The organism is Apilactobacillus kunkeei DSM 12361 = ATCC 700308 (assembly GCF_001281265.1).
GTDB classification, from domain to species: domain Bacteria; phylum Bacillota; class Bacilli; order Lactobacillales; family Lactobacillaceae; genus Apilactobacillus; species Apilactobacillus kunkeei.
The window spans coordinates 168,774-181,727 of sequence record NZ_JXDB01000009.1 but is presented as its reverse complement, the minus strand read 5'-3'; the positions used below and the strand labels follow the sequence as shown (position 1 = coordinate 181,727).

At 39.6% G+C, this 12,954-nt stretch carries 12 protein-coding genes and 1 riboswitch; of the genes, 9 read left to right on the top strand and 3 right to left on the bottom strand.

What is annotated here, in order from left to right; all coding sequences use genetic code 11:
* Window positions 1–28: 28 nt before the first annotated feature.
* Entirely contained in the window at window positions 29–1,204 is a 1,176-nt protein-coding gene (locus tag RZ79_RS05630; protein ID WP_054450501.1) for an aminotransferase class I/II-fold pyridoxal phosphate-dependent enzyme, read from the top strand.
* Window positions 1,205–1,217: 13 nt separating this feature from the next.
* A complete protein-coding gene (gene ppcA / locus RZ79_RS05625) occupies window positions 1,218–2,729 on the top strand; it encodes a phosphoenolpyruvate carboxylase (protein WP_054450499.1) in 1,512 nt (503 codons plus the stop codon).
* Between the two features lie 63 nt (window positions 2,730–2,792).
* Here ppcA and RZ79_RS05620 read toward each other — a convergent pair whose 3' ends face one another.
* Window positions 2,793–4,199 (bottom strand): MFS transporter, encoded by a 1,407-nt coding sequence (locus RZ79_RS05620; RefSeq protein WP_054450497.1) that lies wholly within the window; start codon window positions 4,197–4,199, stop codon window positions 2,793–2,795.
* 102 nt (window positions 4,200–4,301) lie between these two features.
* On the opposite strand from RZ79_RS05620, the gene RZ79_RS05615 reads away from it, so the two are divergent.
* Entirely contained in the window at window positions 4,302–4,892 is a 591-nt protein-coding gene (locus RZ79_RS05615) for a hypothetical protein (protein WP_054450495.1), read from the top strand.
* 27 nt (window positions 4,893–4,919) lie between these two features.
* Window positions 4,920–5,219, top strand: a complete 300-nt coding sequence (locus RZ79_RS07180; protein WP_080768538.1) for a CHY zinc finger protein — start codon at window positions 4,920–4,922, stop codon at window positions 5,217–5,219.
* A 27-nt stretch (window positions 5,220–5,246) separates the two neighbouring features.
* Here the strand turns inward: RZ79_RS07180 and dapF are convergent, their stop codons facing one another.
* Both dapF and RZ79_RS05605 read right to left on the bottom strand, forming a co-directional pair.
* Window positions 5,247–6,218: a diaminopimelate epimerase gene (gene dapF, locus RZ79_RS05610; protein ID WP_054450493.1), complete on the bottom strand. Its 972-nt coding sequence runs from the start codon at window positions 6,216–6,218 to the stop codon at window positions 5,247–5,249.
* A 4-nt stretch (window positions 6,219–6,222) separates the two neighbouring features.
* Complete coding sequence (locus RZ79_RS05605) at window positions 6,223–7,590, bottom strand: aspartate kinase (protein WP_054450488.1); 1,368 nt, start codon at window positions 7,588–7,590, stop codon at window positions 6,223–6,225.
* Window positions 7,591–7,769: 179 nt separating this feature from the next.
* Window positions 7,770–7,954: riboswitch (Lysine riboswitch) on the top strand.
* Window positions 7,955–8,099: 145 nt separating this feature from the next.
* On the opposite strand from RZ79_RS05605, the gene lysA reads away from it, so the two are divergent.
* Genes lysA through dapB form a run of 5 tightly spaced genes read left to right on the top strand, consistent with a single transcriptional unit; the run spans window position 8,100 to window position 12,950 of the window.
* Window positions 8,100–9,416 (top strand): diaminopimelate decarboxylase, encoded by a 1,317-nt coding sequence (gene lysA, locus RZ79_RS05600; protein WP_054450487.1) that lies wholly within the window; start codon window positions 8,100–8,102, stop codon window positions 9,414–9,416.
* A gap of 5 nt (window positions 9,417–9,421) precedes the next feature.
* The gene (gene dapD, locus RZ79_RS05595; RefSeq protein WP_054450486.1) at window positions 9,422–10,126 is read left to right on the top strand and encodes a 2,3,4,5-tetrahydropyridine-2,6-dicarboxylate N-acetyltransferase; all 705 of its coding nucleotides are present in this window, start codon (window positions 9,422–9,424) and stop codon (window positions 10,124–10,126) included.
* A gap of 4 nt (window positions 10,127–10,130) precedes the next feature.
* Window positions 10,131–11,276: an N-acetyldiaminopimelate deacetylase gene (locus tag RZ79_RS05590; RefSeq protein ID WP_054450484.1), complete on the top strand. Its 1,146-nt coding sequence runs from the start codon at window positions 10,131–10,133 to the stop codon at window positions 11,274–11,276.
* A complete protein-coding gene (gene dapA, locus RZ79_RS05585; RefSeq protein WP_054450478.1) occupies window positions 11,272–12,192 on the top strand; it encodes a 4-hydroxy-tetrahydrodipicolinate synthase in 921 nt (306 codons plus the stop codon). Before RZ79_RS05590 ends, dapA begins: the two co-directional genes overlap by 5 nt.
* On the top strand, window positions 12,192–12,950 hold the full coding sequence (gene dapB, locus RZ79_RS05580) for a 4-hydroxy-tetrahydrodipicolinate reductase (RefSeq protein WP_054450476.1): 759 nt from the start codon (window positions 12,192–12,194) through the stop codon (window positions 12,948–12,950). The genes dapA and dapB overlap by 1 nt, the downstream gene beginning before the upstream one ends.
* Window positions 12,951–12,954 lie beyond the last annotated feature (4 nt).

Here is a 12,954-nt window from a genome sequence, read left to right as displayed (position 1 = left end):
CTTTTTTGCATATTTAGGAGGAATTGTAATGCCCAACTTATCATCATCACTTGTTGGTAAACATAACCAACGATTGAATGCATTAGCTCCATCAGGAATTAGAAGTTTTGATAAAAAAATTTCTTCTATTGATGGATTGATTAAATTGACAATTGGAGAACCAGATTTGGATACTCCTGAACACGTTAAACAAGCAGGAATCGATAGCATTAAGAATAATGATTCCCACTATGCTGATCAAACAGGTAAAAAAGAATTACGAGATGCTATCTCCAATCATTTATCAAATAAATACGATTTAAAATACGATGCTGACAGTGAAGTGATTGTGACAGTTGGTGCCACAGAAGCCCTATACTCAACATTTCAAACAATTATTAACAAGGGAGATAAGGTAATTGTTCCAACACCTACATTTGCTTTATACTTCCCAATTATCGAAATTCTAGGTGGGGAAGTCATTAAGGTCGATGTATCTGAAGACGACTTCATCTTAAAACCAGAAAAACTAAAGGCCATCCTAGACGAACATGGTGACTCAGTGAAAGCCTTACTATTGAACTATCCAAGTAATCCGACCGGAGTTGAATATTCAAAAGAAGACTTAGCCGGACTGGCAGAAGTAATTAAACAACATCCGATGTATGTTTTATCAGATGAAATCTATAGCGACTTAACATATGGAGTGAAACACTACTCAATTGCCAATATGTTACCTGAACAAACAATTTATCTAAGTGGTTTATCAAAATCACATGCGATGACAGGTTATCGAGTTGGCTACATCTGTGGACCAGCCGAATTTATTAAGAAGGTAGGAATGGTTCATGCGTTCGTAGTTACATCAGTTACAAATTCTGCCCAAGTTGCGGCGGCTGAAGCATTAATCAACGGTGAAAATGATCCTGTTGAAATGGCTAAAATTTACCAAGAAAGACGAGATATTCTATACAAGGGTTTGACCAAATTAGGTTTCTCAATGCCAGAACCAAAGGGAGCATTCTACATGTTCGCCAAAATTCCAGCACAATACGGTAAAGACGATGAAAACTTTGCACTAGAATTAGCTAAGAAGGCTAAGATTGGTGTTATTCCAGGTAGCGCATTTGGACCTGGAGGAGAAGGGTACATCAGATTTTCATATGCTTCATCTAAAGAAGTTATTTTAGAAGCGATAAAACGATTACAAATTTTTATGAAATAAAGGGGTAATTAACATGGACAGAAGAATTCCAAACATCATGGGGACTCAACACCCGGACAACGCAAACGTTCCGTTTTTTAAGAACGATAACGACAAGTTCGTGTCCGCATTCAATGAAATTAACGAAGCGTATCAAAATTATTCCACATTAGATGCAGATGAATATATGTGGGATTGGGAAGGAAAACATGCTGACTCTTCCGTAATTGATCGTTTATATTCTGAACATTACGATTACTTCAGTAAACATCCACTTGGAAACGACAAGTTCTTAACTTTCCGTTTACCAAACATCTGGGAAGAAACTGGTTATAGCTTAATGCAAGCTATGACTACTATCTTATTAGCTGAAGATTTTGCTCAAGACTTAGGTTTCAAAGATCGTCCATTGTTCGAAGCAATATTGCCAATGGCTAGAACCGCAGAACAATTGGTTAACATGGAAGAAAAATTCTCAAGTCTAGCTCACTTCAAATCAAAGGAATTTGAAAATGGTCACGAAAACAACGACCGTTTAAGAATGATTCCGTTATTTGAAAGTTTTGAAGCTCAATTCAACGCTCCGGAGATTCTGAAGAAGTATGTCGAAATCTATAAAGACAAATTTGGCGAAGACTTAAGATACCTACGTGTCTTTTTGGCTGGATCAGATTCAGCTCTATCAAATGGTTTCTTAAACAGTATCATTGGTAACAAGTTAGCCTTAACTAAGTTGGGCGAATTTGAAAACGAAACAGGTATCGATGTTTACCCAATTGCCGGTACTGGTAGTGCCATATTTAGAGGAGGATTATCTCCATTAATGGTTGATAGATATTTAGAAGAATTCCCTGGTTTAAAGACTGCTACTATTCAATCAGCATTTAGATATGATTTTGATTTAGAAACTGTTGTTAAACCAGCCGTAGCAAAATTATGTGATGGACTACAACATAATGCCTTTAGAATCATTAATGATGATGACCAAAAGACATTACTATCAGTTGCTGATAAGGCTGCTAAACAATACCATGAAACGCTAGATCCGCTAATTACTGACTTACAATCTGTTTTTGATTCATTCCCTAAGCGTCGTGATAGACACCAACACGTTGGTATTATTGGATACTCTAGAGATGTGGATGGATACAAGATGCCAAGAGCCATCACATTCACAGGTTCACTATATTCAGTTGGGGTTCCACCTGAAGTATTAGGAACTGGTCGTGTGTTAAACCAATTAACTGATGATGAAATCAGAGCGTTGAAGCAATATTATCCAAATATGAAGCATGACTTTGCACATGTCTTGAAGTACTACAGTGGTGATGCCCTTGATTCATTAATTGAAAAGAATGCTGCATGGAAGGGCGTTAAAGAAGATATCCAAGCCATCGAAGACGCATTCGACATTAAGGCGGGCCCTACTAACGAAGAAGAAAAAGAACACGCTAAGTTAGCAAACGATTTAGTTCGTATTGATGACCAAGAGGTTCGTGAAATCTTAATTGAAAAGATGGGACGTCTAAGACATTTCTTAGGTTAATTCCAAATAAAAAAGCTAGTGAGAACTTACTCACTAGCTTTTTTATTATGCGTATTTATTTTATTATGCGTATTTATTTTGATTGTGTTTTAATAGCCAGATTAACATGACAGTAACGATTAACATGATTACTGCTGCAACCCAGTAGGTGAAATGCATCCCATAAACAAATAGCGAATCGTTACCAAATGGGTAGGTGGTAATTTTTTGGCCATTCTTAAAGCTCATTGCTCCGTATAGGATGGATGTTGAGATTGATAGACCAAGGGTAAAACCGATGTTTCGACTTAATGCAAGGATTGAACCAGCGATGCCTTGTTGATCCTTGGCGGCGTTTTCCATTACCATTGGATTGTTTTGGAATAAACCGTTGGCAGTAGAAAAGACCACGAATCCTAATAACATCACCATTAGTGTCCAGCTTGGTTGCATGATGGCAAAGATAACTTCGGCAGCCACGAAAATAAGTGAGGCACGTAGTGACATAATCACAGCACCGTACTTATCACATAGCACACCACCCAAGTAGGCTGTAAAGACGTTTACCACCGGTAGGACACTCATTAATAGTCCGGTGTTAGATGGTGAGAACTTCAAGGTGTCTTGGATGTAGAAAGGAAGCAAGACGTTATTGAAGTAGATAATGATGTACATGAACATCAAGGCGATAATACTGATTGAAAAACCAGGGTTCTTAAATAGGCTCAATGCTAAAATTGGGTCGTCGACGCGACGTTCAACGACGATAAATGCGACTAGTAAAACTAGACTAGCGATAAAAGCCCAAATAACGCTGGTATTAGCGAAACCAATTTGTTGACCAGTAAATATACCTATAAAGAATAAACCGATTAAGACGGCCAAAATAATGAAACCTGGCCAATCGATATGAATGGTTTGGCGTTCTCTAGTTGATTTCTTTTGATAGACAAATCCACCAAAGACATAGGCGAAGACGCCGATTGGCACGTTGAATAGAAAAATCCAGTTCCAATTAGCAATGGAAAGAATAATTCCAGCAACGGCAGGACCGGCGATGTAACCGAGTTGACCGATGGTGGTGTTGATGCCTAGCGCACGACCACGAAGGTTAAACGGTACCGATTCGGTGATGATTCCAAGGTTGGTTGCCATGGTCATGGAAGCACCTAGCCCTTGAAGACAGCGGGCAATCAATAAGACGATTAAGTTTTCAGAAAGTCCACATATTAGTGAACTGATGGTAAAGATTAAAGTTCCAAGTTGAAATATTTTCGCCTTGCTGATTTGATCCCCTAGTTTACCGAATAGAATTAGGGACATACAGATTAGAATTAAGTAGGCCGAAGATATCCATTCTGCTTGGTTCATTGGAATATGTAAGTCTTGTGATATCTGCGGTAAAGCGGTATTTACGATGCTCATGTCAACGGTTCCTAGAAAGGAAACTAATGCCACTGACAGGATGATGAAAAACTGTTTGCGATTCATTTGTACACTTCCTTTAATTGATAGTATTAATTGTATCAGATGAGCGACAAAAGAAAAATTATGGAGTATAGTATCGTAAATGATAAAAAAGAAGGTGTCGCCATGGACATAGTCACAAACAATGAATATATCGGAGATAGCCGCTTAGCTGAATGGTACTTCAAATCCAGGGATGGATATGAGTTAGACAGCTTTTCATTAGGTTATTTTTTAAAAGACTTAGGTGATTTTGTTGTTGTGAAGACCATCGATTTAAACGGTGCGTTGGACACAGTGACAGCATTTTTGAAAAGTGACATTTTAGAGATAAGGTATGAAACGGCATATACTGACATGCTGAATTCCTATATTGAACAGAATATGGAAAGTGATTTATACGATCCTTATCATTTAATGAACCAGTGGGATACATTTAACGCCAATACAATCCAGCAGGTCTTATTGAACTGCTTTGAAGCCGAGAAGGTGATTAGTGTTTGTGTGTTAGAGGGCGAATACGTCGAGCATGGCAAGATTGTCCTATTAACCGACAATGTCATGACACTCAATGAATCCGAGTACCTCGCTGATTTAAACGAACACGAAAACAGCAACACGACAATTAGGATTAATAAGACCACCGAGATTAATTTCTTGAGTAAGAACAATCATTTATACGAGCAGTATTTGTTGAAAAAAACCAGAATCAAATAATAAATAAAAAGAAATCGAGATGATTCGATGATTTACGGAATTCAATTAGATAGTGATAGTCGCTGTATTCACTACCATCAACCCCATGACATTGCAGCCATGGAGTGTGGACAGTGTCACCAATACTTTGCGTGTTATCAATGTCATAATTTAGTGGTTGATCACGACTTTGTACCAATTAGTACCAAGGACACTAAGCCGGTCATGTGTGGACGTTGTAAACACAAACTAAGTTTTCAACAATACCAGGATAAGGTATGCCCATATTGTTTCGCGCAATTCAATCCGAAGTGCGAACTTCATGAACATTTATATTTTAAAGATTAAAAAAGACTAGCATCAGCTAGTCTTTTTTTATTGCTTAATGGTATCGATAAATGCTAGGTAATCAGCTTCTTCACCGGATTCTACTAAGTTGTTTTGAATTGGTTGAGATAATAAATCGACTTCGTCTGCTTCAATGTAACCAGCGAATGTCGCATTTCCCATTAGTTGAATCCAACGATTGTCGGGTTCTGTGTAGACTCTAGTTTGGACCTTACCTCCGGGATTGAAGACGTCGATTGGTTCGTTGACGTCGACTGATTCAGGGTAGTTCATCGCAAACGCCATTGAAGTTGCAGACATTCCGGTTCCACAGGCGTTGGTGAAACCAACACCACGTTCGAAAGTTCTCACAAAGATCTTGTTCTTACCTAAAATCTTGGCGAAGTTTACGTTGACTCCGTCTGGATAGTAGTCGTTTGGTTGATTTAAATAAGTTCCTAAATTGAATAGGGGCTCTTCTAAATCGTTATCATCTTCGACAAAACTAATTAGGTGTGGATTAGGAACAGCCATTGAAGTGAACTTTAGATGGTCACTAAATTCTGGAATTTCTTCGTTAATAATTTGGTCAAAATCTAAATTGGTATAGGGTAAATCTGCGGGTGCAAATTTAACTGGGGCGATTTGAACTCCAACCCATGAAACGCCCTTTGCAATGTCGTCAAAGACGTGGACGTTTAAATCTGCTTGCATGGTTTGCACCTTGAAATCAGTTTGGTTGAACTTTTCGGCTAGGTAACGACCGACACAACGAAGTCCGTTACCGCACATTGAAGCAACGCTTCCGTCTGAATTAAAGACCTTCATTTGACCGATGCATTCGGCGTGGTCTGAGTGATCGACGACTAACAAACCATCTGAGTATGGTAACACGTCGCTTTGTGCTAGCTTTTGGGCTAGATGACTTAATTGAGTGTCATCCAATGAATCCTTTAGTTCATCGACATCCAATAAGAAGAAATGGTTCTCTGAACCGTGTACATAATGTAACTTTGACATAATATTAATCCTCCTTGAAGAATTGATTGTAGATGCTTACAACAGCCTCATCTGTGTATTCTTGGTCGATTCCAATCATAATCGCAATCTTGGAAGCACCTTGGTTAATCATGTTAATTGGAATTTTCTTTTCGGCTAATGGCCTGATGATTTGGCTGATTGAACCAACTGATACGGCCATGTTTTCACCAACGACCATGATTAATGCATAGTTGTGAATCCATTCTAGTTTGTCGGGATGGATTGCTTTGGAAATTTCCTTGCATAGGGCATGAATTGTGTCATCGGAAGCTTGTTTTCTATCAAAGATGATGGTTAAGTCATCAATACCTGATGGCATGTGTTCATATGAAATGCCGTACTTCTTGAAAATTGAAAGGATGGTTAAAGTACCACCAATTTGCTTGTTCAATAAGTATGAGTGAAGGTATAAAGCTGAGAAACGATCATCGGCAGAAATCCCGGTGATGACGTGTGAATGATTTACCTCGTCTTCTGGAACAATCAGAGTTCCTTTGTCATTTGGACGGTTAGTGTTCTTAACGTTAATGGTTACGTGACCCTTGATGGCTGGGATGATTGCTTCATCGTTAAAGACTGAAAAACCGGCGTATGCCAATTCACGCATTTCACGATAACTCATCTTAGTAATTGGGTATGGGTTATCCACTAGGTGGGGGTTAATCGCATAGATGGAACTAACGTCGGTGAAGTTTTCGTATACATCAATATGTAAACCGGTAGCGACAATTGAACCAGTGATGTCTGAACCACCACGAGCGAATGTAGCGATGTTTCCTTCCTTTGTGTATCCAAAGAAACCAGGGAAAACTAATTTTTCATCGTCAGAATATTCGAAGTTTCCTAAATTGGTATAGGTCTCATCAAGGAGGTTAGCTGCGTTTGGATTAACGTCGTCTAAAACGATTCCAGCTTCTTTAGGATCGACGAAACGAGCCTTTATTCCACGACTGTTTAATACCGCTGCCATCAACTTGGCGTTCATTCTTTCACCGTTGGCCTTGAATGAAGCCATTAGGTATTCGTCGTTTTTGTAATTGTTCTTTGCTAGTTTTGTGAATGTGTCCTTGATGCCGGAAAATTCACCTTCATCAACTTCGTAAGCGTTCGCAATTTCAGCGTAACGGCTAATGATCTCATCTAGGGTAGCTTGATAGTCATCATTGTTGATTACTTGGGTTGCGTATTGAATTAATAGATCTGTGATTTTGACATCATCATCAAAGCGTTTTCCAGGAGCTGAAACGACAACGACTTTACGTTGCTCATCTTCTGAAATGATATTTATAACCTTGGCGTATTGTTCACTATTGGCTAGTGAACTTCCACCAAATTTTACTAACTTGGACATGTAAATCAACTCGCAATCTTAAATTATTGATTTGTATTTTAACATTAAAAAACAATTAGACAAGTTATCATTTTTGAAAGATAAACGAATTTTAAGTCGCTTATATGGTAATAAAAAACTTTAAAAAAATTATTTAAAAAAACTCCTTGACGTAATCTAACTATTAGAATATAGTTAAAAGTAATCGAAGAGGTCGCAAGCGAGATTAGTAGATAAAGTCAGTCACTGCAATGACTATGAGCTTTATTGAAAGGTGAACTTGCCGAAGTTAATGGTTTTTTGCAGAAATCATTTTCTGGGACGTGTGTGAAGAATGCACGGACTGTCACAAGAAAATATGTCTTGTGGAGCGCTTTCGACAATTGAATCCTAAAATTAGAAATTGATTAATAAAAATTTTAAAGGTTCTTTTGGATAGTGTGCCCACTCATCCAAAAGAACCTTTTTTGTTTTCAATCTGTCGAGTTTAAAACGACCTAAAGATCATTCGATTAGAAAGGCTGTTTATTATGACAAATCAAATTACAGATAATGACATTAATGCAGATGGACATTTGCAGATAGATGGTTGCGATGCGGTTGAACTTGCTCATCAATTTGGAACACCATTGATGGTTTATAACGTTTCAGCTATTCGCAATCAATTTCATCAGTTCAATAAGATTTTTGAACAAAATGATATTGAATACGAAATTTCGTACGCCAGCAAGGCGTTTGCCAATACAGCGATGTACCAATTGGTGAACCAAGAGGGCGGACATATCGATGTTGTTTCCGGAGGTGAAATTGCAGTTGCTTTGCATGCCGGTTTCCCAGCCGCAAAGATGAGTTTCCACGGGAACAACAAGTCTTTAGAAGAATTAAGTTTAGCGATTCAAAATCACGTTGGCGTCATCATGGTTGATAACTTCCATGAAATTGAACTAATCAACCAAGTGGTTGAAGAATTGGATGAAACTACCAACGTCATCATGAGAATTACTCCAGGCATTACAGCTCATACTCATGAATTTATCCAAACCGGTCAGGTTGATAGCAAGTTCGGTTTTGATCTTTCATCTGGCCAAGTTGAAGAAGGGTTTGAACTACTACATAAGAACCCACGACTTCACGTATTAGGTTTTCATGCTCACATCGGTTCACAAATTTCATCACCAGATGGTTTCAATGCGTTAGCCGTTAAGATGATGCAACTAGCTAACAAGTTTAACACCGAATACGATTTCACTACCGAAGTCTTGGACTTGGGTGGCGGATTTGGAATTCAATATGTTTCAACCGACGGCTACCTAGCTCCTGAAAAGTTTGTTGAAAGTATCATCAACACCATCAAGGAACAAGCCAGTCAATACAACCTACAAATTCCAGCTATCTGGATTGAACCAGGTCGAAGCATTGTCGGGTCAGCCGGTCTAACACTTTACACCGTTGGATCACAAAAGAGAGTCGACGGCATCAAGCCATACGTTGCAGTCGACGGTGGAATGGGGGATAACATCAGACCAATGTTATATGACGCTGAATACGAAGTTGTTTCAGCAAATAATCCCCGCGCACAACCCGTTGAAGAGGTTCGCTTAGTTGGTAAGTACTGTGAATCAGGAGACGTCTTAATCAAGAACGCATCCGTTCCTAGTCTAAACGCAGGAGACGTTGTCGCCGTCTTAGATACCGGTGCTTACGGATACTCCATGGCTTCCAACTACAACTTGAACCTAAAGCCAGCAATTGTCTTTGTTGAAAAGGGCAAGTCACAATTAGTCACAAAGCGTCAATCATTTGAAAACTTATACGAACTAGATAATAACTTAGAATTAGGAGATTAATTATTATGGCAGAACTAAACGCACAAGAAATCATTAGCTACATTCAAAACGCAGAAAAGAAGACACCAGTTAAGGCATATATTAATGGAAGAATTGTACAAATTGATTTTCCACAATCAGTAAAGGTATTCGGAAATGATCAAAGCGCCACCGTCTTTGGTGATTGGAAAGACATCGAACCAATCTTGAAGTCAGACTTAGTAACTGAATATGAATTGGAAAACGATGCAAGAAACTCAGCTGTACCATTATTAGACATCAAAAACGTTAATGCTCGTATTGAACCGGGTGCCACTATCAGAGATCAAGTCAAAATTGGTGACCGTGCCGTTATCATGATGGGTGCCGTTATCAACATTGGTTGTGAAATCGGTGAAGACACCATGATTGATATGGGAGTTGTCATGGGTGGACGTGCCATCGTTGGAAAGCACAGTCACATTGGTGCCGGTGCAGTCCTAGCTGGAGTAATCGAACCAGCTTCAGCTACTCCAGTTCGCATTGACGACAACGTATTAATCGGTGCTAACGCCGTTGTAATCGAAGGAGTTCACGTTGGTGAAGGTGCCGTTGTTGCAGCCGGATCAATTGTTTTACATGATGTTGAACCGAACACATTAGTTGCCGGAAACCCAGCACGAAAAATTAAAGATATTGACGATCAAACAAAGGGAAAGACTCAATTAGAAGACGCACTAAGAAAGTTGTGATGATATGACCTTAGATTTAATTGCGGTGAGACGCCACTTGCATCAGATTCCGGAATTAGCGATGCACGAAATTCAAACCCATCAATACCTATTAGAATTAATCAACGGATTTGCTACAGATAATATGGAAGTTTTTACTCCTGAACAATTACCAACTGCGATTTTAGTAAAGATTAAAGGAAGTAACTCGACTAAAACCATTGGTTACCGTTGTGATATGGATGCTTTACCAGTTAGTGAAAAGACGGGGTTAGAGTTTTCATCAAAGCACGAATCGGTGATGCACGCCTGTGGACACGATATCCACATGACAGTTGCAATCGGATTGTTGGAACACTTTGCTCAACACCAACCAGTCGACGACTTAATTTTCTTCTTCCAACCAGCCGAAGAAAGTGAAAGTGGCGCCAAGGTAGCAGTCGACAGTAACCTATTTTCAGGTGAATGGCATGTCGATGAATTCTACGGACTACACGACACGCCAGAACTACCAGCCGGAACCATTGGCTGCTGTTATCCAACCTTGTTTGCCGGAACCAGTGAAGTCGACATTACCCTAATTGGTAAGAGCGGCCACGCTGCATATCCACACCAAGCAAAAGATATGGTGGTAGCTTCAGCAATGCTAATTACCCAATTACAAACCATCGTTTCAAGAAACGTTGATCCAATCCAAGGGGCAGTATTAACCTTTGGTCAAATCAACGGTGGAACAATCAGAAACGTAATTGCCGGTAGGGTAGATATTAAAGGAACCATTCGTGGTTTGAACCAAGAAATGATTCAAACCGTTAAGACCAGAATTATTGAAATATGCAAGGGAATTGAGGTTGGGTTCAACTGCCAAGTTAAGGTTGATATCAACCAAGGTGGTTACTACCCAGTCAACAATAACCAAAAGTTGACCGACCGTTTTATGAACTTTATGCAAGCAAATCCAGATGTGGATTTCACAGTCACAATGCCAGCAATGACCGGAGAAGACTTCGGTTACATTCTTCATCACTTCGATGGAACCATGTTTTGGCTAGGTGTTGGTAACACTTCAGCACTTCACACTGACACATTCAATCCTGACGAAAGCTGCATTGAAAAGGGAATTAACGCAATTAGTTCATTTTTAGAATTCGAAATGAGAGAAGACGATTAAAATGATACAAAATATTGATATTATGACCGCAATCATCACACCGTTTGATGACAATGGCAACATTGATTACGCTGCATTAGAAAGAGTCACTCAACACTGTCTAGAAAATGGCAGTCGTGGATTTGTAATTGGTGGAACCACAGGCGAAACACCAACACTTACCACTGAAGAAAAGATTGAACTATACACCCGATTTGCTGACATGGTTGGCGACAGCGCTTATGTGATCGCCGGAACTGGTAGTAACAACACAAAAGCGACCATCGAATTTAATCGCCAAGTGCAAACCATCGCTGGTATCGATGCCTTGTTAGTAGTTGTTCCCTACTACAACAAGCCCGACCAACGTTCAATGATTGCTCACTTTACTTCGGTTGCTAATCAAGCAACACTACCAATTTACATCTACAATATTCCAGGCAGAACCGGCGTAACCATGGCTAACGACACCGTGGTTGAACTATCACACCATCAAAACATCATTGGTGTAAAGCAATGTACATCAATGGAAGACCTAGAATACTTGGTTGACCATACAGAAGATGGTTTCCACGTTTACAGTGGTGAAGATGCTCAAGCACTATTCGCCAAGGCCATCGGCGCTGACGGAATCATTTCAGTAGCTTCTCATATCTATGGTTCTCAAATACGTGAAATGTATGAAGCACTAGAAAACGGTGACTACCGTCATGCCGGTGAACTACAAAGATGGTTAACCCCACGTATGAATGCATTATTCATGTATCCATCACCATCACCAGTTAAGGCCGTGTTAAATGCACAAGGATTTGCGGTTGGGGGATGCCGTCTACCAATCTTGCCATTGGATGACGAAGAACGCAGAAACTTAGCGCGTCACTTGGAACTACCAGAAGACGCATTACTACATGACTTAAGTTTGGAGATGAGAAACTAATGAATATTTTTCTAGCAGGAGCAACCGGATCAATGGGCCAAAAGGTGGTCCATTTACTAGCGGATAAACCAGGATACGACATCACAGGAATTTTAACAACTAAAACTGATGTGAACCCAAGTGAATACAACCTTTCAGACGACGTTCATGTCTTTAACCGTTTAGATGCGATTGAAGGTGACTACGACGTCTGGATTGATTTCACTCAACCAAACGTAGTCTTTGATAATGTGAAATACGCAATTGAACACCACATCTCACCAATCGTTGGTACCAGTGGATTATCAGAAGAACAAAAACACGAACTAATCAGCCTAGCTGATGGTGAAAACGTCAACGGTCTAATCGCCGCTAACTTCGGTTTATCAGCAGTGCTATTAATGCAATTTGCTCAACAAGCTGCTAAGTACTTCTCTGACGTAGAAGTAATCGAAATGCACCATGAAGACAAGACTGACTCACCATCAGGAACTGCCATTCACACAGTCGACATGATGAGTGAAACCAAACAAGGCGACAACATCAATCAAGAAGATGAACCAGCTAGAGGAATGTATTACAAGGGTGTTCCAATTCATGCTGTTCGCTTGCCAGGTTACGTGGCCCACGAACAAGTATTATTCGGTGGCCCCGGTGAAGCATTAACCATTCGACAAGATTCCTTTGATCGTGAATCATTCATGCAAGGAGTATGGGTAGCATTAGAAAAACTTCCTGAACTACATGGCTTAGTCGATGGTCTAGAAAATATTTTGTAGGAAG